Annotated in this window: 25 protein-coding genes; 13 read left to right on the top strand and 12 right to left on the bottom strand. The window is 63.0% G+C overall.

What is annotated here, in order from left to right:
• The first annotated feature begins 414 nt into the window (after window positions 1-414).
• Entirely contained in the window at window positions 415-2,616 is a 2,202-nt protein-coding gene (locus ACFE72_RS09645) for a GumC family protein (RefSeq protein ID WP_375412860.1), read from the top strand.
• A gap of 35 nt (window positions 2,617-2,651) precedes the next feature.
• Here ACFE72_RS09645 and ACFE72_RS09640 read toward each other — a convergent pair whose 3' ends face one another.
• Window positions 2,652-2,792, bottom strand: a complete 141-nt coding sequence (locus ACFE72_RS09640) for a hypothetical protein (RefSeq protein ID WP_375412859.1) — start codon at window positions 2,790-2,792, stop codon at window positions 2,652-2,654.
• 55 nt (window positions 2,793-2,847) lie between these two features.
• Entirely contained in the window at window positions 2,848-4,041 is a 1,194-nt protein-coding gene (locus ACFE72_RS09635) for a GNAT family N-acetyltransferase (RefSeq protein ID WP_375412858.1), read from the bottom strand.
• Window positions 4,042-4,146: 105 nt separating this feature from the next.
• On the opposite strand from ACFE72_RS09635, the gene ACFE72_RS09630 reads away from it, so the two are divergent.
• Window positions 4,147-5,211, top strand: coding sequence for a polysaccharide deacetylase (locus ACFE72_RS09630; RefSeq protein WP_375412863.1), 1,065 nt, complete (start codon window positions 4,147-4,149; stop codon window positions 5,209-5,211).
• Window positions 5,212-5,286: 75 nt separating this feature from the next.
• Here the strand turns inward: ACFE72_RS09630 and ACFE72_RS09625 are convergent, their stop codons facing one another.
• Window positions 5,287-5,493 carry a DUF2842 domain-containing protein gene (locus ACFE72_RS09625; protein ID WP_375412857.1) on the bottom strand — a complete coding sequence of 69 codons (207 nt, stop codon included), beginning with the start codon at window positions 5,491-5,493 and terminating at the stop codon, window positions 5,287-5,289.
• Between the two features lie 95 nt (window positions 5,494-5,588).
• On the opposite strand from ACFE72_RS09625, the gene ACFE72_RS09620 reads away from it, so the two are divergent.
• Both ACFE72_RS09620 and ACFE72_RS09615 read left to right on the top strand, forming a co-directional pair.
• A complete protein-coding gene (locus tag ACFE72_RS09620) occupies window positions 5,589-6,680 on the top strand; it encodes a COX15/CtaA family protein (protein WP_375412856.1) in 1,092 nt (363 codons plus the stop codon).
• 157 nt (window positions 6,681-6,837) lie between these two features.
• On the top strand, window positions 6,838-7,653 hold the full coding sequence (locus tag ACFE72_RS09615) for an FTR1 family protein (RefSeq protein WP_375412855.1): 816 nt from the start codon (window positions 6,838-6,840) through the stop codon (window positions 7,651-7,653).
• Window positions 7,654-7,747: 94 nt separating this feature from the next.
• On the opposite strand, the gene ACFE72_RS09610 is transcribed toward ACFE72_RS09615, so the two are convergent.
• The 4 genes from ACFE72_RS09610 to ACFE72_RS09595 all read right to left on the bottom strand — a co-directional run bounded on the left by ACFE72_RS09610 (window position 7,748) and on the right by ACFE72_RS09595 (window position 11,003).
• Window positions 7,748-9,028, bottom strand: coding sequence for an O-acetylhomoserine aminocarboxypropyltransferase (locus tag ACFE72_RS09610; protein ID WP_375412854.1), 1,281 nt, complete (start codon window positions 9,026-9,028; stop codon window positions 7,748-7,750).
• 58 nt (window positions 9,029-9,086) lie between these two features.
• Window positions 9,087-9,296, bottom strand: a complete 210-nt coding sequence (locus tag ACFE72_RS09605) for a hypothetical protein (protein WP_375412853.1) — start codon at window positions 9,294-9,296, stop codon at window positions 9,087-9,089.
• 176 nt (window positions 9,297-9,472) lie between these two features.
• Window positions 9,473-10,057 carry a CoA-binding protein gene (locus ACFE72_RS09600; protein WP_375412852.1) on the bottom strand — a complete coding sequence of 195 codons (585 nt, stop codon included), beginning with the start codon at window positions 10,055-10,057 and terminating at the stop codon, window positions 9,473-9,475.
• Between the two features lie 121 nt (window positions 10,058-10,178).
• Window positions 10,179-11,003: an enoyl-CoA hydratase gene (locus ACFE72_RS09595; protein ID WP_375412851.1), complete on the bottom strand. Its 825-nt coding sequence runs from the start codon at window positions 11,001-11,003 to the stop codon at window positions 10,179-10,181.
• A gap of 75 nt (window positions 11,004-11,078) precedes the next feature.
• Here ACFE72_RS09595 and ACFE72_RS09590 point away from each other — a divergent pair, with 75 nt between their 5' ends.
• The 5 genes from ACFE72_RS09590 to ACFE72_RS09570 all read left to right on the top strand — a co-directional run bounded on the left by ACFE72_RS09590 (window position 11,079) and on the right by ACFE72_RS09570 (window position 14,497).
• Window positions 11,079-11,507, top strand: a complete 429-nt coding sequence (locus ACFE72_RS09590; protein ID WP_375412850.1) for a PaaI family thioesterase — start codon at window positions 11,079-11,081, stop codon at window positions 11,505-11,507.
• A gap of 152 nt (window positions 11,508-11,659) precedes the next feature.
• Complete coding sequence (gene rplM, locus ACFE72_RS09585; RefSeq protein WP_375412849.1) at window positions 11,660-12,124, top strand: 50S ribosomal protein L13; 465 nt, start codon at window positions 11,660-11,662, stop codon at window positions 12,122-12,124.
• Between the two features lies 1 nt (window position 12,125).
• A complete protein-coding gene (gene rpsI, locus ACFE72_RS09580; RefSeq protein WP_375412848.1) occupies window positions 12,126-12,602 on the top strand; it encodes a 30S ribosomal protein S9 in 477 nt (158 codons plus the stop codon).
• Between the two features lie 388 nt (window positions 12,603-12,990).
• Window positions 12,991-14,217 (top strand): diguanylate cyclase, encoded by a 1,227-nt coding sequence (locus ACFE72_RS09575; protein WP_375412847.1) that lies wholly within the window; start codon window positions 12,991-12,993, stop codon window positions 14,215-14,217.
• Window positions 14,218-14,257: 40 nt separating this feature from the next.
• Entirely contained in the window at window positions 14,258-14,497 is a 240-nt protein-coding gene (locus ACFE72_RS09570) for a hypothetical protein (RefSeq protein WP_375412846.1), read from the top strand.
• Window positions 14,498-14,564: 67 nt separating this feature from the next.
• Here the strand turns inward: ACFE72_RS09570 and mbfA are convergent, their stop codons facing one another.
• Window positions 14,565-15,536: an iron exporter MbfA gene (gene mbfA / locus ACFE72_RS09565; protein WP_375412845.1), complete on the bottom strand. Its 972-nt coding sequence runs from the start codon at window positions 15,534-15,536 to the stop codon at window positions 14,565-14,567.
• Between the two features lie 114 nt (window positions 15,537-15,650).
• Here mbfA and ACFE72_RS09560 point away from each other — a divergent pair, with 114 nt between their 5' ends.
• On the top strand, window positions 15,651-15,947 hold the full coding sequence (locus ACFE72_RS09560) for an antibiotic biosynthesis monooxygenase family protein (RefSeq protein ID WP_375412844.1): 297 nt from the start codon (window positions 15,651-15,653) through the stop codon (window positions 15,945-15,947).
• Between the two features lie 221 nt (window positions 15,948-16,168).
• On the opposite strand, the gene ACFE72_RS09555 is transcribed toward ACFE72_RS09560, so the two are convergent.
• On the bottom strand, window positions 16,169-17,293 hold the full coding sequence (locus tag ACFE72_RS09555; RefSeq protein ID WP_375412843.1) for an AI-2E family transporter: 1,125 nt from the start codon (window positions 17,291-17,293) through the stop codon (window positions 16,169-16,171).
• A gap of 219 nt (window positions 17,294-17,512) precedes the next feature.
• Here ACFE72_RS09555 and ACFE72_RS09550 point away from each other — a divergent pair, with 219 nt between their 5' ends.
• The gene (locus tag ACFE72_RS09550) at window positions 17,513-17,956 is read left to right on the top strand and encodes a DUF1398 family protein (protein WP_375412842.1); all 444 of its coding nucleotides are present in this window, start codon (window positions 17,513-17,515) and stop codon (window positions 17,954-17,956) included.
• 94 nt (window positions 17,957-18,050) lie between these two features.
• Here ACFE72_RS09550 and ACFE72_RS09545 read toward each other — a convergent pair whose 3' ends face one another.
• Window positions 18,051-19,445: a TAXI family TRAP transporter solute-binding subunit gene (locus ACFE72_RS09545; protein WP_375412841.1), complete on the bottom strand. Its 1,395-nt coding sequence runs from the start codon at window positions 19,443-19,445 to the stop codon at window positions 18,051-18,053.
• A gap of 158 nt (window positions 19,446-19,603) precedes the next feature.
• Here ACFE72_RS09545 and ACFE72_RS09540 point away from each other — a divergent pair, with 158 nt between their 5' ends.
• Both ACFE72_RS09540 and ACFE72_RS09535 read left to right on the top strand, forming a co-directional pair.
• Window positions 19,604-22,345: an EAL domain-containing protein gene (locus tag ACFE72_RS09540; protein WP_375412840.1), complete on the top strand. Its 2,742-nt coding sequence runs from the start codon at window positions 19,604-19,606 to the stop codon at window positions 22,343-22,345.
• 172 nt (window positions 22,346-22,517) lie between these two features.
• The gene (locus ACFE72_RS09535; protein ID WP_375412839.1) at window positions 22,518-23,915 is read left to right on the top strand and encodes a Dyp-type peroxidase; all 1,398 of its coding nucleotides are present in this window, start codon (window positions 22,518-22,520) and stop codon (window positions 23,913-23,915) included.
• 234 nt (window positions 23,916-24,149) lie between these two features.
• Here ACFE72_RS09535 and ACFE72_RS09530 read toward each other — a convergent pair whose 3' ends face one another.
• Complete coding sequence (locus tag ACFE72_RS09530; protein ID WP_375412838.1) at window positions 24,150-25,046, bottom strand: DMT family transporter; 897 nt, start codon at window positions 25,044-25,046, stop codon at window positions 24,150-24,152.
• Between the two features lie 215 nt (window positions 25,047-25,261).
• Window positions 25,262-26,845: an FAD/NAD(P)-binding protein gene (locus ACFE72_RS09525; protein WP_375412837.1), complete on the bottom strand. Its 1,584-nt coding sequence runs from the start codon at window positions 26,843-26,845 to the stop codon at window positions 25,262-25,264.
• Window positions 26,846-26,921: the final 76 nt, after the last annotated feature.

The following is a 26,921-nucleotide window of genomic DNA, read 5'->3' as shown; positions in this document are numbered from 1 at the left end:
ACCGCCGCCACAGGTCCGGACCTGCGCATGCAGCCCGACAGGGCAAGCGCAGTCAGCATACAGATAAGAACGACGCGCAGGCTTCGCATTGGATGATCCATGACAAGTATCGATTCCGATTAAGGACTTTCATGGTTAACAAAGCATGACCGCAGACCTGCCCACGGCGTCATTGCCGGGCTTGACCCTAACATATGCATACATCTCGGCCGTCATTGCGGGCTTGACCCGGCAATCCATCCTCGTCGAAACGACGCTTCCGAAGATGGATGGTTACGTGGGTCAAGCCAGCGCATGACAAGGTGGATGTAATAGGCATCGCGGCGTCGTATGAGCGAATTAACCCGGCAGCAACCTTAATGGAGTGTAATCGCCCTCGTTGAGTGGAGTCGTAAGCGTCCCTGGGAGTGTGCGATGCGTATACCGTTCTGGCGTTCGGGTAAGAACTTGCCGGTCGAGACGGCCAGGCCTGCGGCGGCGTCCGCAGCGCCAAAGCCGGATGCGATCACCAAGGCCGCACCGGCTTTGGTTTCGGACTTCAGCGACCTCGACCTGCGCGCGATCGGGCAGGCGCTGAACCGGAAGCGATCCTGGATCATCGTTCCGACCCTGCTCGCCGCCATACTGTCGATCGCGGCCGTCAACCTGGTTCCGCCGCGCTACAAATCCGAAGCCCGCATCCTGATCGACGGGCGCGAGAACGTTTTCCTGCGGCCCAATGGCGAGCGCGACGACCAGCGCAACACGGTAGACTCCGAAGCCGTCACCAGCCAGGTGCAACTGCTGTTGTCGCGCGATCTCGCGCGCGAGATCATCAAGAAGAACAAGCTTGCGGAGCGGCCGGAATTCGATCCGGTGCTGCAGGGCCTCTCGCCGGTGAAATCGCTGCTGGCATTGTTCGGGATCGGCCGCGATCCCTTCAGCCTGACGCCGGAAGAGCGCGTGCTTGACGCTTATTTCGACCGGCTCACCGCCTATGCCGTGGACAAATCGCGCGTGGTGGTAATCGAGTTCCAATCGCGCGATCCCGATCTGGCGGCGCGCGTCGCCAATTCGATCGCGGAAGGCTATCTGGTCCTGCAGCAGAACGCGCGGCAGGAACAGGCGAAATCCGCCGGGCAATGGCTGTCGGGCGAAATCGACAGCCTGCGCAAGAAAGTTGCGGACGCCGAATCGCGGGTGGAGGACTTCCGGTCCAAATCCAGCCTGTTCGTCGGAACCAACAATACCACGCTGTCGAACCAGCAGATGGGCGAGCTCAATACGCAATTGAACAACGCCCGGGCGCTGAAGTCGGACGCCGAATCCAAGTCGCGGCTGATCCGCGAGATGCTGCAATCCGGCAAGCCGATCGAAGCCTCCGAGGTGCTCAATTCCGAACTGACCCGGCGGCTCTCCGAGCAGCGCGTCACGCTGCGCGCGCAACTGGCTGAGCAGTCATCGACGCTGCTGGACGGTCACCCGCGCATCAAGGAATTGAAGGCCCAGCTTGCCGATATCGATCGCCAGATCCGCGAAGAGGCCAGCAAGGTATCGCGCTCGCTGGAAAACGACGCGCGCATCGCGGCCGGCAGGGTCGACAGCCTCAGCGCAAGTCTGGAGGCGTCGAAGAAGCAGGCGACCTCGACCAACGGCCAGGACGTGCAGCTTCGCGCCATGGAGCGTGAAGCCAAGTCGCAGCGCGATCTGCTGGAATCCTATCTCGCCAAATACCGGGAAGCCACCGCGCGCGAAAATATCGACACGGCGCCCGCCGACGGCCGCATCATCTCCCGCGCGCTGGTATCCAACACGCCGGCGTTCCCCAAGAAGCTGCCCATCGTGCTGATCGCGACGCTGGCGACGCTGATGCTCAGCGTTGGCTGCATCGCCACCGGCGAATTACTGCGCATGACCGCGCCGCGCGTGCCCGCCGTGGTCGCGACGGCCGCCGTTCGCAGGGCGGAGCCCGTCGTCGCTTCTCCGCCTACCGCCCCGGTGCTGCGCGGCACCGATCCCGAGCCTGCGGCGCTGCTCACCGAAACCGATCGGCTTGCCGAGCAGTTAGCCGACGCCGGCGAGGCGGCGCGGAAAATCGTCGTGCTCGGCAGCGGGCAGAGCGAAAACATTACATTGACCGCGCTGACGCTGGCGCGGCTGCTGGCGCGCGATGCCAAGGTCGTGGTGGTGGATTTGTCGGCATCGTCGCCGGCCTTTGCCGCGGTGTCGGCCGATCCGATGGCGCCGGGACTGGCGGAACTGATGCTGGGCGAAGCGTCCTTCGCGCAGGTCATCACCCGCGACCGGCTGTCGCGGGCGCACTTCGTGACCGCCGGACGCCAGGGCGCCGACCGCAGCCTGCTGCAGTCGCCGCGGCTGACGCTGGCGCTCGACGCGCTGTTGCGGGTGTACGATCACGTGCTGCTCGACGCCGGCACGGCGTCCGACCTGCCCGCGGAGTTGCTGACCTCGAACGCGCGCGCGGTCGTGGTTCCCGACCCGTCGATGAATGCGGACGCGCGGAAACTGATGTCCGATCAGCTCAAGGACGCAGGTTTCACCGATGTGACGATGCTGAGCAGGTCGCCGCAGCCGGCCGATATTGTCGAACCCGGCCCTCGGGTGGTGGCGGCGTAACAGTAATCCGTCATGGCCGGGCTTGCCCCGGCCATTCACTCTTGCTGCTTCAGCACCGTCAAGACGTGGATGCCCGGCACAAGGCCGGGCATGACGAAAATGAGCGTACGGTCTGACGATTGGCTAAACAGCATGAAAGACAACTCGGCCGTCATGGCCGGGCTTGTCCCGGCCATCCACGTCTTCTCTCTGTCTCAGCAAAAAGACGTGGAAGCCCGGGCATGACGGCGCTTAGGGTGACTGCTGCAGCACGCCGCGCAGCCGCTGCGCCATCTGCATCAGTGCCGGGGTGTGCTTTATCGTGCGCTTGGCGTGCGTGAGCCCAGACAGACCATGTGCGGCGATCCTGCCGCGCAGGGTAAGCGGAACAAAACTGTCGAAGATCGGCTCGTCGTCCTTGCAGAACAGCCGCTTGTAGTCGTCGGAGCCGATTCCGAGATCGAGCGAGGTGAAACCGCGCGCGGCATAATGATCGATGATATCGCGCATCAGGATCAGGCCGGGGCTGTATTTGGCATTGCCCGACAGCGTGTAGGTGTTGAACATCATCGAGAACCGCTGGCCGTCGGCGACGCCGGCGAAGATCGCGATCACTTCATCGTCGCATTGCAGCGCATGGATATCGATAGCATGGCCGCCGGCTATCGGGGTGAGGCAGGCGTCGCGAATGAAATCTTCGATGCCGGGGTCGGCGAACACGTCGGGCAGCTTTTGCGCCGCCATGCGCTGCGGCTTGATGGTGAAGAACCAGTCGAGCAGCCGCTTGATCTCGGCGTCCGACGTGGCGAGGCGATAGCCATAGCCGGGGAGCGATTGCAGCTTGCGTTCCTTGCCCTTGAGGCGGCGGCGAAACGAGTTGCTGATGCGTGACGCCGGCGGCGCGCCCGGCGCCATGTTCAGCAGCGGGCAATCGTTAGCCGAGAGCTGGCCGGGCAGCAACGCGAACGGATTGGGTTGATCGATCCAGCGCCGGGGCTGCCGCGTCAGCGCCAGCACGTCGGCCAGCGCATGCGCGCGGATTGCCGACAGCAACGCCTCGAGATCGGCCGCGGCCGCGCCGGCGGCGAAATCCTTGTCCCACAACGCCATGTTGAAGGTGGCGTGCTTGCCGCCGAGGAATTTGGCAATGCGGATGCCGTGCTTGCGGGTCACGCCAAGCGGCAACAGCAGCAGCGGCTGCCGGTCGCGGTCATACCCGATGACGATAAAGGGCCTGATGCCCTCGCGCTCTCCAACCCGGCGTTGCCAGTGGTTCAGCAAATCGAAGCGCTGATATGGCGTGCAAAACCGGTTTGCCCGTTCGAGGCCGCGCCAGGCGGTTTCGGCGGCGCGCATGTCGCTGACGAGTTCGACGCCGGCAAGACGGCTCGCCTCCGGCCACGCCCGCGTTCCCGCCGGGCTTTCCATCACCGCCGCCATGGTCATCGCACAACCCGTATTTTGAGAGTTTGTTTACATTTTTCGGCTTTGGGCGACCTTTGCAAAGAAATGTCAACAAAGAGTAATGACAATGCCGGCGCGGGGCCGGGAATGGCCGCGTTGGGGGCTGGGGTGTCCGGAAACCGATTCTTGACGGGCGTGGGCTGGCGGCTCGCCTATTTCAGCGGCTACGCGCGCCTGATGCAGCGGCGCACCGGCGGCGCAGGCGTCATTTTGCGATTCGAGCGCGTATGCCCGGCGCGATCGGGACCGTTCCAGCCGCGCCGGGCCCACGAGATCACGCCGCAATTTCTCGATTCCGCAATCCGCGCGCTAAAACGCTGGAAGTTCGAGTTCGTCTCGATCGGCGATGTCCCCCAGCGCGCGAACCGTCCAGCGTCGCCGCGGCGGTTCATATGCCTGACCTTCGACGGCGCCACGCGGGACGTCATCACCTCGGCCTATCCGGTATTGGCGCGGCACGGCGTGCCGTTCACCGTATATGTGCCGACGGCGTTTCCCGACGGCCTCGGCGAAGCGTGGTGGCTCGCCCTCGAAGCCGTGATCGCGCGCAACGATCGCATCGCGCTGATGATGGACGGCAAGGAACGCCGCTTCGAGGTCGTCGCGACGCCGGACAAATACGGACTGTACGATTTTCTCCATCGATGGATGCGCTCGCTCGCGCCGTCCGAGCTGTCCACCGCGATCAACGATCTCTGCAGGCGCTATTCGGTCGATCTGCGGGCATTGTCGCGCGAGGCGTCGATGGATTGGGATGATCTGGCGACGCTTGGCGCCGATCCGAATGTGACGATTGCAAGCATGACCGTGAACGCGCCGGTCCTGGCCAGCCTGAAGGAGGCGGCGGCTTCGCGTGAAATGCTGATGGGCAGGGCCGTGATTGAATCCGCACTTCACCGCGACGTTGCGCATTTCGCCTATCCGTTCGGCGACCGCGACTCCTTCCACCGGCACCATGTCATGCTGGCCGGGCAGGCCGGCTTCGCCAGTGCGGTGACGGCGCTGCCCGGCGTTGTCCTGGCCGACGGCCGCTCGAATTTGCACGCGCTGCCGCGCATCGGTTGGGACGGACGGCAGCGTTCGCTGCGCATGATGCGCGTGATGCTGTCAGGGGTGATGCTGCCGAAGCCTCAGCGCCATGGCCGGGCTTGACCGGCCATCCATCTTCTTTGAAAGACTTTGAGGGATGGATGCTGGGGTCAAGCCCGCGCATGACGGAGTTTGGTTTCAAACATCCGGCCGCGACATCCAGCTGATGATCGGCATCGCCGGCAGTACCCAGCCGATCCCCGCGACCACATAGAAGATCGCCTGATAGAGCCCGGAAGCGGCGAGCCACGGCGTTTGCGCCACCGTCATTCCCAGCAGCGACCATGCCACCACGAGGACGAGCAGGGCGATGGTTCCAAAAAATTTGCGGGTGCGGATGGTCATGACGGAAATGTGCGGCCGGATGTGGGAGCGCGCCTTGGCGCGCGGCAGGCCGCGGACTATAAGGTGCGCGCGAATTCATTCAAGACACAGGTTCGATGACCGAACTTCCCTCTCAAACCGATCGTGGCGGCCGCGCCGTCCGATGGTGGCTGATGACGATCGCAGCGCTGATCGCGATCATGGTGCTGGTCGGCGGTGCGACGCGCCTCACCGAGTCCGGGCTGTCGATCGTCGAATGGAAGCCCATCACCGGCACAATGCCGCCGTTGACGGAGCGGCGGTGGGCAGAAGCGTTCGAAGGCTACAAGGCCATTCCGCAGTACCGAGAACTCAATGCCGGCATGAACCTCGCCGAGTTCAAGACCATTTTCTGGTGGGAGTGGAGTCACCGGCTGCTCGGCCGCATCATCGGTGTCGCCTATCTGTTGCCTTTCCTGTGGTTTCTCTGGCGCGGCACGCTGCGCGCCGGCTTGAAACCGCGGCTATGGTTCATCTTCGGCCTCGGCGCGCTGCAGGGCGCGGTGGGCTGGTGGATGGTGGCGTCGGGTCTCACCCAGCGCGTCGAAGTGTCCCAGGTTCGTCTCGCCACGCACCTGGTGCTGGCGTTGCTGATTTTCGCAAGTATTGTCTGGACGCTGCGGCGGCTGGGCGAGCGGCCGCCCTGCGTTGCGTCGTTGCGGCTGAAAATCACCGGCCTGGGGCTGCTGGGGCTGACCTTCGTGCAGCTTTATCTCGGCGCGCTGGTGGCGGGGCTTCGCGCCGGGCGCGTTTACAACACCTGGCCCGACATCGACGGCGCGCTGATTCCCTCCGCGGCGCGGCTGCTGTTCGAACAGCCATGGTGGCGCAACCTGTTCGACAATACGCTGACGGTGCAATTCAATCATCGAATGGCGGCTTACGCGCTGTCGGCGCTGGCGATCCTGCACGCGCTCGACGCGGTTCGCTCCCGCGCCGGGACTGCCGTCGTCAACGGCGCCGTGGCGCTGGCGGCCGTCATCGCGATGCAGGCGGTGCTCGGTATCCTTACCCTGCTGTATCAGGTGCCGATCCTGCTCGGGCTTGCGCATCAGGCGACGGCGATCGTGGTGCTGACGCTGGCGATCTTACAGGCGGAGCGGCTCGCCGCCCGGCAGCCGGAGTGGGCGCAGCAGCAATTCGGTTTGCCGCTGCGGCAGATCGGCTGAATTGAACGATTCTAATTTCGCTGCATAGTCGAGAAGCCCTTCATTTGCGGGCCTTTCATGCATGCGTATTCGGCTTGACGAAGTTGTGTGCGCCACCGCCGCTTTACTTGGCGCTTGCGCGGGATAAAACGGGCCGATCGCGAAACCCGGGCCCGTCATGTCATCCGCATTCATCCAGGCTGCCGTCATTCTGCTCCGCGAAGGCCTCGAGGCCATGCTGGTGATCGCGGCGCTGGCCGGCTATCTCACCAAGGCGGCCGCGGGCCACCGCATCAATGCGCTTTACGGCGGCGCGCTGGCGGCGGTCGGCGCCAGCATCGTGGCGGCGTGGCTGTTCGCGGCGCTGAATTCCGGCGAGCACAGCGATATTCTTGAAGGCATCGTCATCCTCGTCGCCGCGGGCCTGATGCTCTATGTCAGCGGCTGGCTGATGGTGAAGCAGGATCCGCGGGGCTGGCGGGATTATCTTGCGCGCAAGGCCGACGACGCGCTGGCGCAGGATACGGTGGGGGCGGTCGCCGCGCTGGCGTTTCTCGCGGTGTTTCGCGAGGGCGCCGAAACCGTGCTGTTCATCAACGCGCTCGCCACCGCCGAGGGCGGCTGGAGCGCGGGGCTGTTTGCCGGCCTCGCCGTTGCCGCTATCGGCCTTGCGGTGCTGTTCTATTTCATCAACCTGATCGCCCAAAAAATCCCGTTGCGGCCGCTGTTCATCATAACGTCGGCCTTCCTGTTCGCGATGGCGATCAAATTCATCGGCGAAGCGGTGCAGGAATTCCAGGAGCAGGCGATCGTTTCGGTCACGGAACTCAAAGGCGTCGCGTGGCTGGGTGCCCTCGGCCTCAACCCGACCGTGGAGGCGCTCTCGATTCAGATCCTCGTGATTTTGTTTGCGCTCGCGACCTATTCGGTGTTCCAGCGCAACGCGCGGCTGTCGCGCCGGGACAAGGCGGCGATGCGGGCGGTGAAATCGTAGCTGGCATTGCCGGGCTCGACGCGGCAATCCATGCGCTTCGAAAAGACCTCTGAAGAGATCGATGCGCGGGTCGGGCCCGCGCATGGAGGTTGTTTCAGCTCCCCAGCGCCTGCTCGAGATCGGCGATCAGATCGTCCTTGTCTTCGATCCCGATCGACAGCCGCACCACGTCCGGGGCCGCGCCGGACTTGACCTTGGCGGCATCGTCGAGCTGGCTGTGCGTGGTCGATGCCGGGTGAATCACCAGCGACCGGGTGTCGCCGACATTGGCGAGATGCGAGAACAGTTTCAGGTTCGACACCAGATTGACGCCGGCGTCGTAGCCGCCCTTGAGGCTGAAGGTGAATACGGCGCCGGCCCCCTTCGGCGCGTATTTGCGCGCCAGATTGTTGTATTTGTCGCCGGGCAAACCGGCATAGTTCACCGCCGCCACCGCCGGGTGCCCGGACAGAAATTCCGCGATCGCCTTGGCGTTTTCGCAGTGCTTCTGCATCCGCAGCGGCAGCGTCTCGATGCCGGTCAGCAGCAGAAACGCATTGAACGGCGACAGCGCCGGGCCGAGGTCGCGCAGGCCGAGCACCCGGCAGGCGATGGCAAAGGCGAAATTGCCGAACGTCTCCTGCAGCTTGATGCCGTGATATTCCGGGCGCGGCTCGCTCAGCATCGGATATTTGTTGTCCTTCGACCAATCGAAGGTGCCGGCGTCGACGATGATGCCGCCGATCGAGTTGCCGTGGCCGCCGAGAAATTTGGTCAGCGAATGCACCACGATGTCGGCGCCGTGATCGATCGGCCGGATCAGATACGGCGTCGCCAGCGTGTTGTCGACGATCAGCGGCACGCCGGCCTTGCGCGCGACCGCCGCGATCGCTTCGATGTCGGTGACGGAGCCGCCGGGATTGGCGATGGATTCGATGAAGATCGCCTTGGTGTGCGGCGTCACCGCGCGCTCGAAACTGCTTACATCGTCGGGATCAGCCCACACCACGTTCCAGCCGAAACTCTTGAAGGCGTGGGTGAACTGGTTGATCGATCCGCCATAAAGTTTGCGCGCGGCGATGAATTCGTCGCCGGGCATCAGCAGTTGCTGCATCACCACCACCTGTGCCGCATGTCCGGACGCCGTGGCCAGCGCCGCCGTGCCGCCTTCAAGCGCCGCGACGCGTTCCTCGAGCACGGCCGTGGTCGGGTTGGTGATGCGGGTGTAGATGTTTCCGAACGCCTGCAATCCGAACAACGACGCGGCATGGTCGGCATCGTTGAACACAAACGACGTGGTCTGGTAAATCGGCGTCACCCGCGCGCCGGTGGTCGGATCGGGCTGGGCGCCGGCATGGACGGCGAGGGTGGCAAACCCCGGAAGGCGGTCGGTCATTGTTTGATTCCTTTATGGCGGTCTTTTCACATGGCGATAATCGATGCACCCGCCCTCGTCATGCGTGGGCCTGACCCGCATCCATCGCGCTTCGAAAGAGTCTTTCGAAGATGGATTGCCGGGTCAAGCCCGGCAACCCGGCATCCGCCCGCGCTTGCGCCGTCAATACTTCCGTCATGGCCGGGCCTGCCGTTACTCCGTCATGGCCCGGCTTGTCCCTGCTGGATTCACACATCTCGTCATACGCGGGCTTGACCGGCGTATCCATCCATCTTCGGAACAGTCGTTTCGAAAGGGATGGATTGCCGGGTCAAGCCCGGCAATGACGATGAGATGTGTGCACCGAGCAGGGCTTGTCCCGGCCATCCACGTCTTCCTTCCTCGATTGGGGTCAAGACGTGGATGCCCGGCACAAGGCCGGGCATGACGAGAGGGCGGTAGCCGTTACGCGCCGTCCGCTTTGTCTTTCGCGGCGCGATCGGAGGCCAGGGTCTCGCCGCCGCCGACGCTCATGCGGTTGAGCGACAGCCGCATGCCTTTGGTCGGCATCGGCGCGCGCTTCGAACTCAGCGTGCGCGAATTGACGCCCATCCAGGAAATTTCCGACGACAGCCGGCCGTATTCGATCTTCGGACAGCGGTTCATCACCACCTTGAGGCCGGCGGCTTCGGCCTTTGCGGCTGCGGCCTCGTCGCGCGCGCCGAGCTGCATCCAGATCACCTTTGGCGGCGGGTCAAGCTTCAGCGCTTCTTCCACCACCGGCATGATGTGCTGTGAACTGCGGAAAATATCGATCATATCGACCGGCCTGCCGAGATCGGCCAGCGAAGCCACGAACGGTCTGCCGACCAGGTTCTTGCCGACGTGGCCGGGATTGACCGGGATCATGTCATAGCCGCGCTCGGCCAGGTATTTGAAGGCGAAGTAGCTCGGACGCACATTGACCGGCGAGGCGCCGACCATCGCGATGGTTTTTACGCCGCTGAGGATCTCGCGGATGTAGGCGTCGTTATAGGTGTCGTGATTCATTTGCGGGTTCAACTTTGTTTGTTTCGTCATACGCGGGCTTGACCCGCGTATCCATCATCTTCGCCAGGGTCTTCGAAGGAGATCGATTGCAGGGTCAAGCCCGGCAATGACGGAGATTAATTTACCGGTCCCGCCATGTCGGCGCGCGTTTTTCGAGGAAGGCGCCGATGCCCTCTGCCGCATCGTCGGCCATCATGTTGTCGGTCATGACCTCGGACGCATAGCGATAGGCCTCGCTGAGGTCCATGTCGGCCTGCCGATAGAACGCGGCCTTGCCGACTTTGACCGTGTAGGCGGACTTGCCCGCGATCTTCCCGGCCAGCGCAATGGCGGCGTCGCGTTCGGTGCCGACGGCGACCACGCGGTTGATCAGACCCATCTCGCGCGCGGCATGGGCGGACACAGGCTCGCCGGTGAGCAGCATCTCCATGGCATGCTTGCGCGCAACGTTGCGCGACAGCGCCACCATCGGCGTCGAACAGAACAGTCCGATATCGACGCCCGGCGTCGCGAAGGTTGCCGTCTTCGAGGCCACCGCGAGATCGCAGCTTGCGACCAGCTGGCATCCGGCGGCGGTGGCGACGCCCTGAACGGCGGCAATTACCGGCTGCGGCAATTGCACGATGGCCTGCATCATCGCGCTGCAGGCGCTCATCACCTCGGCGAAATAGCCGCGGCCGCCGTCGGCGTCGGTTCGGCGCGCGGTGAGCTCCTTCATGTCGTGGCCGGCGGAAAACGCCGTGCCACTGGCCGCGATCACCACCGCCCGCACGCCGGGCTGGTCGCCAATGTCGTTCAACGCCGCATGCAATGCGGCGATCATGCTTTCGGAAAGGCTGTTGCGCGCCGCCGGACGATTGAGCGTCAGCACGGCGATGCTGCCGACGCTGTCGCGAAGCAGGATCGGCTCGGGTACAACGACGGCGCGGACGGACTGGGCGGGCATGCAAAGTTCCACTAGGGCAGGGCCTGCATCCTAATGTAGGAAGCGACGGGACGCGAGGGCCGGGCGGAGCGGGATATGACAGTTGCAAAAATGAGTGTCGACGAACTCGAAACGTTCCTCCGCGTCGAGTTTCCGCAGACCTTCGGTGGTGACGACGTCACCATCGAAAGCGCCGACGGCGAAACCTGCCTGCTCCGGCAACGTTACAGCGAACGCATGCTGCGCCCCGGCGGCACGATCTCGGGGCCGACCCTGATGGGGCTGGCGGATTGCGCCATGTATGTGGTGCTGCTGTCCGCGATCGGCCCGGTCGGCCTCGCGGTGACCACCAATCTCAATATCAACTTCTTGCGCAAAGGCGCACCGGGGCAGGATGTCCTGGCCGCTGCCCGGCTGTTGAAGCTCGGCCGGCGGCTGGCGGTGGGCGAGGTCAATATGCTATCGGGGTCGGCGCCCGATCCGATCGCGCACGTCACCGCCACCTATTCCATTCCTAACATTTAAGTTTTTTTACGGTAATATAACACCATATTTCCAAATATTGTTTTTACTTACATAATTGATACAAATTGGCATTGACCTGAACTACGCCGTTATCTAAAAGCCCGAGGTCCGGCGAAGCTCGCGCCGATATCTTCTTTTCACGGATTCCTCACATGAAAACGTTTTCGGCCAAGCCCGCCGAGGTGACGAAGAAGTGGGTGTTGATCGACGCCAAAGGTCTGGTGGTCGGCCGGCTTGCCACCCTCGTCGCAATGCGGCTGCGCGGCAAGCACCTCACCACCTACACCCCCCACGTCGACTGCGGCGACCACGTCATCATCGTCAATGCCGCCCATGTGGTGCTGACCGGGCGCAAGCGCGACAACAAGATCTATTACAACCACACCGGCTTCATCGGCGGCATCAAGGAACGCACCGCGAAGTCGATTCTCGAGGGCCGTTTCCCCGAGCGCGTGGTCGAGAAGGCGGTCGAGCGTATGATTCCGCGCGGACCGCTTGGCCGGGTGCAGCTTGGCAATCTGCGCGTTTATCCCGGCTCCGAGCATCCGCACGAGGCCCAGCAACCCGAGACGCTCGACGTCGCATCGATGAACCGCAAGAACATGAGGGCCGCATAAGATGGCTGAAAGCATGCAGTCGCTCGACCAGTTGTCGTCGTTGAAGCCGGCAGCGCCGGAATCGCCGCAATATGTCAAGAAGGTCGACAAGCACGGCCGCGCCTACGCCACCGGCAAGCGCAAGGACGCGGTCGCCCGGGTCTGGATCAAGCCGGGCGCCGGCCGGATCGTGGTCAATACCCGCGAGGTCGAGATCTATTTCGCCCGCCCGGTGCTGCGCATGATGATCCAGCAGCCGCTGGTCGCGGCCGCCCGCGCCGGCCAGTACGACGTGATCTGCACCGTCGCCGGCGGCGGACTGTCGGGGCAGGCGGGCGCCGTGCGTCACGGCATCTCGAAGGCGCTGACCAATTTCGAGCCGGACCTGCGCGGCGTCCTGAAAAAGGGCGGCTTCCTTACTCGCGACAGCCGCGTGGTCGAGCGCAAGAAGTACGGCAAGGCCAAGGCCCGCCGCTCGTTCCAGTTCTCGAAACGGTAACGGTTTAAAAGACCGGCTGCGATGCAGCAGAGATGAAAACTTCAAAGGCGTCCTTCGGGGCGCCTTTTGCTTGCTGCAATAGGCGCACGTCGTCCCGCCCCCATACGCCATGACGGTGCAGCTTGACGAAGCAATCGCACCGAATGTGTCCAACCATGAAGGGGGAGATCATGGATCGCCGCCTGCGCGGGGACGGCGGCGGCGGCCTTTCGCGCACCGCCCGTTTCATTGCCGGGGTGCCAAGGAATTGTCGCTACTTTTCGATAAAAGTTGTGGCGGCGCGCAAACGGATTGCCAACGCGGAGGGCGTAAATTCTGGCATCCCACAACCCCTTAAATTGGTTTCCGCGTCGGGAACGCGTGACAAAACAAGCTGGTGCCGTCCGCCATGTCGCTCGATACCTCCACGCTCTATCTAGTCGCCACGCTGGTCGCAGCATTGCTTGGCGTGATGCTGCTGTTCTTTGGCCGCCAGGAGCGCATCCCGGCGCTCAACTGGTGGGGCGCCGCCTACATCCTCGGCGCCGCTTCGGTGGCGCTGTGGACGCTGGCCACTACCATGCTCGGCGAAGCGCTGTCGTTGGCGCTCAACGCCGTCGGATTTGCCGCCTGCGGCATGGTGTGGAACGCGGCGCGGGTGTTCCATGGCCGCAAGTCGAACTGGCCCGGAATCCTGCTCGGGGCGCTGGCCTGGGTAGCCGCGGTCACGACGCTGCTGCCGGACGATGCGGCGGTACGCATGACCATCGGCGCCGGCATCGTCGCGGTCTATGCGGCGCTGACCGCCAGCGAGTTGTGGTCGGAACGGCGCCGGACGCTGCAGAAGCGCTGGCCGACGATCGCCGTGCCGGTGCTGCATGGTTTTGTGCTGATGCTGCCGATCCTGCTCGGCGACTTCCTCCGCCCGCACGACGACGGCTTTGGCAGCAGCATCTGGGTCACCGCCTTCGCCATCGAACTCGTGCTGTACGCCGTCGGCACCGTCTTCATCATCTTCATGCTGGTGTCGGAGCGCACCGTGCGCGCGCACAAGACCGCGGCGTCGATCGACCCGCTGACCGGGATGTTCAACCGCCGCGGATTCGCCGAGGCGACGTCGCGCATGATCGAACGCGAAGCCAATGCCGGGCGTGCGGTGACCGTGATGATTTTCGATATCGATCATTTCAAGTCGATCAACGATCGGTTCGGCCATCCGGCCGGCGACGAGGTGCTCAAGCTGTTCGCCGCGGTCGTGACCAACACGCTGCGGATGACGGACCTGTCGGGGCGCATCGGCGGGGAGGAGTTTGCCGCGCTGCTGCCGTGCTCGATGGACGAAGCCCTGATCGCGGCGGAACGCGTGCGCGAGGCCTTCGCCGGCAGCGGCATCGCGGTCGACGACGCGCCGGTCGAGACCACCGTCAGCATCGGCGTCGCCGGCGGCCCGGCCTTCACCGAACTGGACGTGCTGCTGGCGGCCGCCGACACCGCGCTGTACCAGGCCAAGCGGGCGGGGCGCAACCGCGTCCAGGCCGCGACCGAACTGCCGCTGTCGCTAGAAAACGGGCGGCGCAAGATCGCGGGACTGTCCGGACACGGACATCGGTCCGGCATCGTCGGCAACGTGGCGTAGCTAACCGTCCGTTTACCAATGGGACGTTAATATTCGCGACATGGCTACCGTCCGCAGCAATCGCTCCGACGCCGCTTTGGTCTCGCTGGAAACCGCGGAAGCCTCGGCGCGCAGCGGCTTTGCCTGCATGTTCTCGGGCTCGGATGAATATGAATCCGCGCTGATTACCGAACGGCGCGCGCAGGGCCGCTATAGCCGCCCGCGCACCAACTGGCCGATGATTGCGTTTATCGGCTGCTGCGTGATGGTCGTCGGCTTCGTCGCTGCGTTCAGCCCGTAGGGCGCGCCACCGAAGCGTGATCCGCCATCGGCGATAGGCAGCGGCACAATAGTTTCGCTATTGCGCCCTACGACGCGCCGATCAGGATCCCGACCGCGAGCACGATGGCGCCGCCGAGCACGATCTGGAACACCGCCTGCAGAAAGGGCGTGTCCATGTAGCGCGCCCGGATCCAGGCGATCGCCCACAATTCGAAGAACACCACGACGCCGGCGATCGCCGTTGCGATCCAGAACGCGTTCGCCCAGGAGTCCGGAACGAGATAGGGCATGGTGTGGCCGAGGCCGCCAAGCGCGGTCATGATGCCGCAGGTGGCGCCGCGCAGCCACGGCGAGCCGCGCCCGGTCAGCGAGCCGTCGTCGGACAGGGCCTCCGCAAACCCCATGCTGATGCCGGCGCCGATCGAGGCGGCGAGGCCGACCAGGAACGTCTGCCAGTTGTGATGGGTCGCGAACGCGGCGGCAAACAGCGGCGCCAGGGTCGAAACCGAGCCGTCCATCAATCCGGCCAGCCCCGGCTGCACGTATTGCAGAACGAACATGCGCTTGCGGGTCTTGTCTTCCGCGGCGCGCACATTGGGGCTGAGGATCTTGTCGGTCAGCTTCGCCGCGATGGTTTCATGACCTTTTTCCAGCTCGGCGAGATCGCCGAGCAGCTTGCGCACGCCGACATCGCGGGTCTGCTCGGCGGCCTTCGAATAGAAACGCTCGGCCTCGAATTCCATCGTCTCGGCTTCCTTGCGGATGGTGTCGAGCGACAGATTCCGGGTCAGCCAGATCGGCCGGCGGTGCAAAAATCCCTTGACGTTGGCGCGCCGGATCGGCGGCAGGTTGGCGCCGAAGCGCTGCTCATACATCTCGAGCAGCATATGGCGATGACCTTTTTCTTCCTCGGCCATCTCCTCGAATATCCTTGCCGATTCCGGATAACGCTCGGCGAGATCTTCCGCAAAGCTCATGTAGATGCGGCTGTCCTCCTCCTCGCTGGAGATCGCGACCGCCAGCACTTCACGTTCGGTCAAATCCGAGAAATTTCGCATCAATGAGCCTCATCCAAGTAATTTAGAATCATTCTAAATCACTGGACGCGGAGGGTCAACGGTGCGGCATTTTGCGATACAGCCTTATCGTTACGAGCAGAGGCCGCATCCCGCATGATCACCGAAATCGCACAAATCGACGTCAAGCCCGGCAGCGAAATGGAGTTCGAAGCCGCGATTGCCAAAGCCGAGGCGATCTTCAAGCGCTGCAAGGGCTGGAAGAGTTTCGAGCTGCACCGTGGAATCGAAAAGCCGCAGCGCTACCGGCTGCACATCAAATGGGAGACGCTGGAAAACCATACGGTGGATTTTCGCGGCTCGGAGAATTTCGCCGAATGGCGGGCGCTGGTAGGACCGCATTTCGCGGCGCCTCCGGAGGTGGAGCACACCAACACGGTAACGAGCTTCTAGCGTCGACCCCGCCTTCGCCAGGGTATGCGCATATCCGTCCTACGCGGACCTGACCCCGCGTATCCATCACTTATAAAGACTCTTTTATAGAATGGATTGGATGCACACATCTCGCCGTCATGCCCGGCCTTGTGCCGGGCATCCACGTCTTTCTTTCTGAGGTGGAGCAAAGACGTGGATGGCCGGGACGAGCCCGGCCATGACTTAGAAGGCGCTGCTTGTCAGGAGGACGGCAGAGCTTTTGGCTCATCCTCATGCACGTAATCGATCGCGACCTTGACCACCGCTATCAGCGGCAATGCGAGTGCCAAGCCCCAGATGCCGAACACCACGCCGAGCAGGATCTGGAACGCAAACAAGGTCGCGGGGGGAATTTCCAGCGCCTCGCGCTGCAGCATCGGGGTCAGGATATAGCTTTCAAGCACGTGAATGCCGAGAAAAAGCAGGAACGCGCTGAGCGCGGCGAATCCTCCCGAGGCGAGGCTCGCCAGTATCACGATCAGTCCGCCGATCAGCGCGCCAACGGTCGGAATGAAGGTGAGCAGCCCGGCTTGAACGCCCAGAATGAACGAACTCGGGATGCCAAGCAGGGTCAGGCCGATCCAGGTGATGACGAACACGGCGAACATCGTGATCATCTGCGCGATCAGCCAGCGCTCCAGCGTCTCGCCGATGCGGTCGACGACGGCGGCGACGTCGGCGCGGCGTCGGGCCGGCGACATATAGATCAAACCCTTCCGATAGACTCCAGGCTGCGCGGCGAAGCACAGGCCGAGAAACAGCACGATGAAGAAATTGCCCACCGCCCCGACGGTGCCGAGCACGATCTTCCATGTCTGGCTGAGGATGGCGCCGCCGCTCGAGGCGATGGTGCCGGCGCTGGGCAGATTATGCGCCGGTGCCGCCGCGGAGGCGTCCTGGTCCGGTGAGCCTGCAGGCGCCGCGGCCAGGGTGCCGAGATCGAGATAACTGGTATCGACGCCGTACTTTTCGAGGAATGCCTTGACGTTCACCACCTGCGATTTGATCGTGCCGCTCAGGGCCTTGGCCTGCTCGGCAATGGTCGCGCCGCCGAGGAAAATCACCCCGGACAACAGCGCCGCGAGCAACAGGCAGATGGCGGCAAGCCGCAGCGAATGAGGAAATTGCGTCACGCGGCCGAGCAGGTCGGTCAGGGCGTTGAGCGCGACGCCGAACAGCACCCCCGCAAAGATCAGGAACAGCGTCGAGGCGAAATACCAGGTCGAAACCAGCAGCGCGGCGAAACCGACGGTGCCGATGCCGCCGACTGCGATCGCCCAGGCGAGATCGTTGCGGGCTTTGACCCGATCGTCAGCCGATGCCACCCTGATTCCTTTCGCCTCGCTTGCAACCTCACTCTTTGGCTAAAAAGGCCCCGGGATCAAGCACCGATGGCGCAGGGCGGATGGGCGCACGCTGATCCGCCGATGAGGCGGGGTGGAATTCGCCGTCAAGCGCAGGCTTGACCTGCGCATCCATCCCTCTTCACAACAGGGCGCGTTCGAACAGGACGGAGTGCCGAAGGGCCGGGAAGGAACGGGCACATGGACGACCATGTGAAGGCTGTCGTTCGCGAAATGACCGCAGCATCGGAACAGGAACGAGTCGGTTTTCCCGAACTCGTGGAGGCGCTGACCGGGGCGGGTATCGAGCGCTATCATGCCGACCTGCTGGCGGGAACCAAGACCTGGTACATGCCCGACGGCAGTTTCGAGATCACCCATGGTCGCGCCCTTGCCGCCGCAAAGGATTTCAGGGGGGAAAGCGTCCAGCAAGCGGTCCACGCCGTCCGGCAAGGCGAGATTCGATACCGCGCGTTCTGCGAGCGTATCGCCGCTGCCGGCTGCGTCGGTTATTTCGTCAGCCTGGCCGGCCGCCGCGCGGTCTATTACGGCCGCACTCTCGCCGCGCATGTGGAGTGGTTTGCCCCGCCGCCATCGAGTCTGCCGCCCCCGCCGGGCCCGCCGCCGGCGAGGCGCGCGGCATGAATTTCGATTGGTTGGGTCTCTGACCGACCGGCTTGCTCCCGCCCATCCGGGAATGACGCGCGGCGCGCGGCGTCGTGGAACGGCGGGCGCGCCGCTACAGCGCCCGCACGCGAGGCAAGTCGGGCGCTGCGGTTGCGATGGCCGCCCGCCGGTCGACGACGGCGTGATGAAACTGTTCCATGACGAGGCCGAAGGCTGACAGATCGCCTTCCTCGATCGCGCCGTCATCGTAGCTGTCGAGCGTTTCGCGCAGGATTCCGTCCACCTCCTGCTGCATGGCGGCCAGTTCGTCCAGCGAGTCGGTTTCGCGTGCCCTGGACACCATCCTCAAAAGCCTTTCGCGATGATGCGTGCTTTGTTCGCGCTCGCCGCCCTTCAGATAGTGGCGCAGCCAGGCCCCGGCTGACCCGAGCCCGGACAGAAGCAGAATCGCGAACCAGAAATAGTCGCTGTATCGCTCGAGGAAGGTGCGTTCGGTGCCGTCGATGTAGGCCGCCGCACCCGGATGTGCGGGAAGCGCCGCGTCCTTGTCGGTGTCCGGCTTCTCGATTTTTGCCGCGCCCGGCACTTCCTTGGCGAGCTGCTGGCGAACCGAGAACAGCTGCCGGACAAATCCGCCTACCGAGGTATCCGCAAGCGCCTTGCGCGCGACGATCAGGTGATTGACGCTGACGGTGTCGATCTTGTCGTCGGGTCTGGCCGGCGATGAACTGAAGGTGCTGCCGGGAATCTCCTCCGCTTCATACAGCGGGTGTTTCTGGGCGATCGCTTCCGACACGTCGATCGGAAGAAACTTCGGCTCGCCTTTGACCCGAGCCGTTGCTGCGATCGCTTCCGCGGTGATCTTGCTGTCCAGCGGACCGACCGCCATGAAGGCGTCGATGGCCGGGTCGCGCGCCATATCGGCGAGCTGGCTGGTGCCGAATTGAGTCACCGCGACCTTGTCCGGCTCGACTCCCGATTCCTTCAGGATGACCTGGAGCAGCGTGACGTTGGCCTGGGTTCTGCCGATGACGCCGACGCGACGTCCGGCGAGATCGTCGATCGCCTTGATTTTCGGCGCCGGGGGTTTCTTCGAGCCCTTGGCCGCGAGGCCGGACGGCGCCCACAGCACCACGACATTCTTGCGCAGGATGGCGACGGATTGGGCGTCGGCCGGCATCTCCAGATCGCCGCGGGCAACCGCGAGGTCGGTTTTGCCGGCCCCAAGCAGGGCGATGCTTTCGGCGGCCCCCTCGGTCCCGACCGCTGCCAGCCGGACCGGACTTTTGTCGCGGCCAAACGTCTGCGCCAGCGCCTGGATCAGCTTCTGATCGTCGCTGCCCGGCGGACCGACGGCGATCCGCAGCGTTACCGGGCGCAACGCCAGATACAGTCCGCCCGCCGCGGCGCCAAACAGAAGCAGGCCGGTGGCGAGCACCAGCAGCGCGAAGATCCTGCCTTTGCGGCGCCGCCGCGCGATGCGGGAGTTAAGGTCTGACGTGGCCATCATACCGCCACGCTACAGGAAAAATCACCCCCTGGCACGTCGCTTCATCCTCCCTGCGGTCTCATCAGCCTTATGGCGCTCCGTTAACCACTCCCTAACCGGAATTCCTAATCATGCCTCCATTTGTCAGCGGTAATTGTGCAACCCGGAGTTGGGCAATGCATAAGCGGCCTTCATGGAGCGGCGCTGGTGGTCTCGGCGGGATCGCAGCCGATGCGGGGGACGTCACGGCTGTTGGATCGCCGGTCCGGCGAAGCCCGATCCACTGGCTGATCCTTTGCGGCGTGGTCCTGATCGCGGCCATCGTCCTTGGCACCGCGGTGATGGTGGACAATTTCCGTGAGCGGGCGCTGAGTAGCAGCGAGCGCGAACTTGAAAATACGGTGCTGTTGCTGGCGCGTCATTTCGATCAGCAACTCAAGGACGCCGAAGTCATTCAAAACAGCCTGGTCGAATACATCTACACCGCGGGGATCGCGACGCCCGAGGAGTATCGGCGCCGCATGTCCGGCGAGGACGTGCATCAGATGCTGCGAGCCAAGCTCAGCGCGATGTCGTATGTCGGCGCCGTCAACCTGTTCGATGCGAAGGGGCGGATCATCAACGCCTCGGGCGTATGGCCGATACCCGACGTCAGCGTCGCCGATCGCGCCTATTTCAAGGTTTTTACATCCGGTCCGCAGTCGGCGGCGGTCTTGATTGAACCGGTTTACAGCCGCGTGACCGGCGCATGGACCACCATCATCGCCCGCAAGGTGACCGGAACGGACGGCGAATTCCTCGGCGTCATCTCCAGGGGCATAGAGCCGGCTCATTTCGAGACGTTCTTTGCCTCCCTCGCGCTCGGCGATGACGCCGCCATCTCGATGTTCGACCGGGAGGGGACGCTGCTGGCCCGCTATCCGCACAACGAAACGATGATCGGCCGCAGTTTCAAGGGCGGGACCCTGCTCGAACTGGTCCGGCCGCCTCAGCCGGACCACGGAACGATGCGGCTGAAGAGTCCGATCAATGGCGAGGACCGGGTCGGCGCCGTTCGCCGCCTGAGCAATTTTCCCATTACGGTCGTCGCCACCACGTCGGTTTCCGCCGCACTTGCCGACTGGCGGGAACAGACCAGGTTCCTGACCGGCATCGCCGCGCTTTCGGCGTTCATCGTCGCCATTATCCTCTTTCTTGTGGTTCGCGAGATTTCGCGTCAGCACCAATCCTCGCAGCGCCGGCTGGCGCTGGAAAAGCAGCGCCTCGATACCGCCGTGAACAACATGACGCAGGGTTTGCTGTTTTTCGATTCATCGCACCGGCTGGTGATCTGCAACCAGCGTTATATAGAGATGTTCAACGTATCGCGCGACGTCGTGAAGCCGGGCTGTACCTTTCGTGAACTGCTGATGCATCGCAAGGACACCGGGACCTTCACCGGCGATGTCGATGAATATTGCGGCGCCGTGATCCGGAATATGGCGGACGGCAACGCTTTTCAGAGGGTGCTGGACTCGTCGGACGACCGTTCGATCCAGGTGCTGTACCAGCCGCTGGCGGACGGCGGATGGGTAACCACGCTGGAAGACTTTACCGAGCGGCGGCGCTACGACGAGCGGATCGCGCACCTGGCGCATTACGATGCGCTGACCGATCTGCCTAACCGGACGCTGTTTCGGGAGCAGCTTGAACGCGAACTCCGGAACGTCGGCGGTGGCAGGCAACTGGCGGTGCTTTATATCGATATCGACGAATTCAAGAGCGTCAACGATTCGCTCGGCCATCCCATCGGCGACGAACTGTTGAAGGCGGTGGCTTCCCGCTTGAGCGGCTGTGTCAAGCAGGCTGATTTCGTCGCCCGTCTGGGCGGCGACGAGTTTGCGATCGTGCAAACCGCGGTCGCCGGGCCGGCCGACGTCATGAAGCTCGTGATCCGGATCTATGAAGCAATCCGGGCGCCATGCGAATGTCTCGGTCATCACCTCGTCACCGACGCCAGCATCGGCATTGCGCTGGCTCCGCAGGATGGCATCGACCTGGACCAGCTGTTGAAGAATGCGGATCTGGCGATGTACGGCGCCAAATCCGACGGCCGCCGGACCTACCGGTTCTTCGAACGCGACATGGACGCGCGGGTGAGGGCGCGTCGCGCGCTGGAGCTGGATTTGCGCCAGACGATCGTCGATGGCGGCTTCGAGATCGAATACCAGCCGATCGTCGACCTTCGAAGCGGGGCGGTGTCGGGGTGCGAGGCTTTGCTGCGCTGGCGTCACCCCGAGCGCGGCATGGTTTCGCCCGCCGAATTCATTCCGGTCGCCGAAGAGATCGGCCTGATCTCCCAGCTCGGCGCGTGGGTGCTGGAGCAAGCCTGCTTCGAGGCGGCGATCTGGCCGGACGATGTCAGGCTCGCCGTCAATGTCTCGCCGATTCAGTTCAGGAGCCGCACCCTGGCCCTGCACGTTGCAAGCGTGCTGGCGTCGTCCGGCCTTGCGGCGAACCGGCTCGAACTGGAAATCACCGAGGCGGTGCTCATTCGCGACGACGACTCGGCGCTGGCCATCCTGCACCAGCTTCGCGCGCTCGGGATTCGCATCGCCTTGGACGATTTTGGCACCGGTTACTCCTCGCTCAGCTACCTGCAGCGGTTTCCGTTCGACAAGATCAAGATCGACCGCTGCTTCATCAGCGAACTCGCCGAGCCGGAAGGCTCCTGGTCGATCGTGCAGGCGGTGGTGAACATCGCCTGCGCGCGCAACATGACCACCACGGCGGAAGGCGTCGAAACCGAGGCGCAGAAGCAGTTGCTGTGCACGCTGGGCTGCACGGAGATGCAAGGCTATCTGTTCAGCAAGGCGCGCCCGGCGCCGGAGGTGCGGCGCCTGTTGACGCAGCGCGTCGGCATAGAGGCCGTGGCCTAAAGCGGGTTAGCCAAAGGCGTTACTCGCCGCGTCGGGGCGCCGGCGGATGACGCTGACGCTCATCCGTCCTGCGGGTGCGGAAACTGCGGTAATTGACCGGCGGTCGCAGTTGCGGCAATCTGCAACCATTGCAGCGAATGGGTATTATCGCAGTTTATTTCAGGAGGCGATCTTGATCGACATTGATTCTCCTTTGGATCTGGATGATCCGGCGGCCGCGCAATTCCTCGGTGGACTTCAGGGCAACATCATCAAGGGACACGGCCGGGACTTTACGGCGCATCTGGTCCTGAAAATGACAGCGGATCGGCAGACCGTCAGATCCTGGATCGCAAAATTTGCCGGCGCGCATGTGACGACGGCTGCCATCGCAAAGCGGCAAACCCTGGCGTGGCGCGCCGCGCCGAAGGATGCGAACGATAAAGGCGAGCCGTTCGCCATGTTCCTGCTCGCGCCCGACGGCTATCGCCATCTCGGTTTCAGCGACGCGGAGCTTCCCGCGCCGCGCAGCGACAAATTCACCAATCCCGTTCACAGCCAATACTTTACCCTTGGGATGAAAGGGCAGTCGAGCGTCCCGGCGCCGGGACGGCACTACAATGATCCGCCGCCTGCGCAGTGGGACGGCCCCTACCGGCAGCAAATCCATGCCATGGTGCTACTGGCCGACGACGATCGCGACCGTCTGGACCGATCGGTGGAAGACATCACCGCGTCGCTGGCCGGCGTTTTCGAGCTGCTGACAACGGAGCGCGGGCAGGTTCTCCGCGAAAAATTTCCGCGCGGAAAGCTCGACATCGAACATTTCGGATTCCAGGACGGCGTCAGTCAGCCGCTGATGATCAAGCAGGACATCGCCCAGGAAGTCGCGAGGCGGGGAAACACGCACTGGAATCCGGCCGCCCCGCTATGGCTGGCGCTGGTCGAAGAACCCGGCGCGGCCGGCGGTTTCGGCAGCTTCATGGTGTTCCGCAAGCTCGAGCAGAACGTGAAGGCTTTTTGGGACACGCTCGAGCAGCTCTCCCGGCAGTCGGGCGTCCCAGCCGAGGATCTCGGCGCGATGGCGGTCGGGCGTCGCCGGGACGGCACTCCCGCCGTGCCGACAACAACCATCGATCCGAGCGCGGACTTCAACGACTTCCATTACAGCCAGGATGTCGACGGTGCGAAATGCCCGTTCCACGCGCATATTCGCAAGACCAATCCGCGCGGAGATATACCGAATCCGGAGCTGGAACGCGCCCGGCGCATCGTGCGCCGCGGCATCACCTATGGCGACCGCCCGGACCTGAGCGTGCGGCCGGAGACCGGCATGGGTCTGCTTTTCATGTGCTTCCAGTCGAACCTCGACCAGTTCGCGATTCAGCAGGAGGGATCGGATGCCAATGATTTCATCAACCCCGGCGTCGGCGTGGATGCCGTCATCGGCCAGAACAGCGCCGCTATCCCGCAGACCTGGCCGAGCACGGGCACGGTGAAATTCACCATGGCCAATCTGGTGAAAATGAAGGGCGGGGAATACTTCTTCGCGCCCAGCATGGGCTTCCTGAAGGGACTGGCGACGTCGTGAGGGACCGGATGACTGCCTGATCAGGAACGAAGCGCAGCTCTTCCTGGATGTTTGCAATGCGCGTTATTCAAACCAACGCCCTCGGCCGCAGCGCCGGCGAAATCTTATCAGGCCGCAGATGAGACTCCCGGCACGCTTGCAGGGGCATCGGCGACCTGATGATCGTAACCCGCGGTCCGCAAGCTCGCTGCTTGCCAGGACCACCACGCCTGTCTTTGGTCAGGGACCACCAGGCTACTTCCGAGGCGTGTTGTTCATCAGATAGACGCCGGCTCCGGAAACCAGGAAACCAACGATCGCTGTCGGCGACGGAAATTCTCCCAATACGGCCGATGCCATGATTTGCGTAGTGGCCGGGATCACGTGGAACAGGTTTGTTGCCTTGCTGGCTTCGCCGCGCCGGATCATTTCGTACAGCAAAGTGAGCGCACCCACCGAATTCATCAGCGCGATCCATGCGACCGCCGCGGCGAAAGGCAGCACCTCCGTCACTTGCATGGTCTCGGTCGTTTCGGCGAGCAGCAGCATGACCAGGGAGCCGACAACCATCTGGATAAAACACCCGACCCACAGATTGATCCCGGTCAGAAATTTCTTCTGGTAGATGGTTCCTGTTGTAATTCCGACCAGGGCCAGCGACACGTAAAAGTAAGGCGCCCAGTTTACGGAGTGCGTTCCGAGATGGCTTGCCACGACTATGGCGACGCCTCCGATGCCGAGCAGAGAGCCGGGCAGATCGCGCCACGAAATCCGCTCACCTAAAAAGCGGGAAGCTCCCAGGATAACGAAGATAGGCATCATTCCCACGATCAGAGCCGCTTCACCTGCCGGAACTCCGCCGCGAATGCCCGCATAAAGACCGCCGAATTGCAGAACCTGCAGAAGCAGTCCGACTACGGCGGCGTGCGCGTAGGAGACCCACGACCTTGGCCATGGCGCGCGGATGTATAAGGCGACAGCGAGAAATATGATCGCCGCCGTCGTGAATCGGAAGAAAGTCATGGTGAACGGTTCGGAGTATCTCACTCCGAAGGCTCCTCCGATATAGCCCGAACTCCATAAGATCACGAACGCGATCGGCAGAATGGACACGCGTTCTTTTTGCTTTTCCTGCAGCGCTATCGTTGACATCTGTTTCCCTTTCTGTGCGTTCACCGAAACTAGTATTTTCGCGGCAGCGATCTATTAAATAATTTGCATGCAACGCATAAGGCATCTTTATGAAACTCTGCGTCGCTGCTTGGAGGACCGCCTGCCGCCGTGAACCAGGCTGGAATGTCTTGGTGGCGAGAAGCGTTCAGCGTGCGATTACTCCGGGCGATTCTCGACCGTAGGCTGTACGGGCCTTACGCCCGGATATCCCTCGCAACCTCCATTACCGGGCTGATATCCTCCGGTTCCGGGAGCGCTGACGGCATCAAGACCTTCAGACTCTTCACTATGTCGCGCGCTACCTGCGCGGCATGTCGCGCATTGATCTCCAGCGCGCTGGTGAAGAAATTGACGCCGGCGGTCAATTCCCCGAGAGCCCAGATATTGAGTTGTGATTGACCTGCGTCCTCGATGAGGCGGCCGGACTGGTACTTGACTTCCAAACCGCCGTGGCGGTGACAACGCGCCAATCCGGAGGAAAGTAAGTTCTGCACCAGGATGCTGTCGAGCAGTCTCGCATCGCGCGGTGAGCCGAATGCGCCGACCACGCAATCAAAATGGGCGGCATCGATCCGGTCCCGGCCATGGACGGCAACATGGAAGCCGGAGCCATCGGCCTGAACGTCGGCTCTTCCCGATTTGAAGGCGAGCCTGCCGCTCTTGCACAGATCGATGAGCTGCTTGGCATTCTCGACCGGGATCGATACCCGATAGGACATCCAGGCCGCCTGGTATTGATTGAGAAATACCTGCTTGTCCGCGTCATCGAGCAACTGCCATATGCAGTCGATCAACGGATTTGTTGCATATAAAACGGCCTGCCAGGGGCGAGGGCGCTCCGCCAGTTTTATTTCATCCTGAAAGAACCGAAGCGGGTCGTCGGGCGGAGACGGGGGCAGATCCGCAAGCTCGGGGTCCCGCCCGCCCGCCAGATGCACTTCATCGATAATCCAGCGCGTCAGCTCCTCGAGAGTGATCTTGCCGAACGTCCTGCCGTGCTGACGCAGCCGTTCGAGGGTGAGAATTTGCGGCGTGTACCGACCTTGCGTGCCGCGAACGCTCGGGAAATATCCGCTTCTGGAAATCATGGTAATGGGGCCGTAATGATCCGACCTTGCCAGGCCGACCGCAACATCAATGGCGCCGAGTCTTGCCCCCAGTATCGCGACTTTCGAATCCGGCTTGATGGTGCGGACCAGGCGACGAACCGGATAGGGGTTGTTAAAAAAGCCGGCGTGATTCTGCAGACTGGAAAGTTCGCGGGACTGAAGATTGCCGCAAGCAAGAACCACGCGATCGGCCCTGATCATCAGAGATGTATCCGTGATCAGGACAAAGTCGCCATTGGCGGCGCGCCTGACGTCGGTCACTTCGGCGCGCAGATGGACAAGATTGACGCCGCGGCCCGCGAGCTTTCCGGAAAGCTCGTTCATGACGTGCTCCAGATAAAGCCCAAACAGCGGCCGCGGCACGAACGAGCTTTCATTGATCTCCAGGTTTGTAAATTCGTCTTCCCACGCTCCCCTGTTCGCCGTGATCCAGTTGTAGAAGTGGCCCGGCTTCGTGGGAAACGGTGTTATATAGCCGGCCCGCGTATTCAGGAGATTGGTGTGCAGATCAACGTCGTAAGCGAGCCCTCGTCCGCGTTGATGGCGCTTCTCGATAACGAAGATGGTTATGTCCCGCATCGCTTCGGCGCGGAGCTCGTTCTCCAGGCTTTCGATCAGGGAAATGGCGGTGGCACCGCCGCCGACTATCGCAATGATGTTCGGATTCATAGCAGCATCTCTTGATTGAATGAATGCTGCAGGAGTGTGATATCTTATCGTTCTTCAAACAATCAACTTTTATGCA

Origin of the sequence: uncultured Bradyrhizobium sp. (assembly GCF_964252615.1) — a bacterium.
Classification (GTDB): Bacteria; Pseudomonadota; Alphaproteobacteria; order Rhizobiales; family Xanthobacteraceae; genus Bradyrhizobium.
Note: the sequence above shows the minus strand (reverse complement) of the source record. Positions and strands in the feature narration are given on the sequence as shown.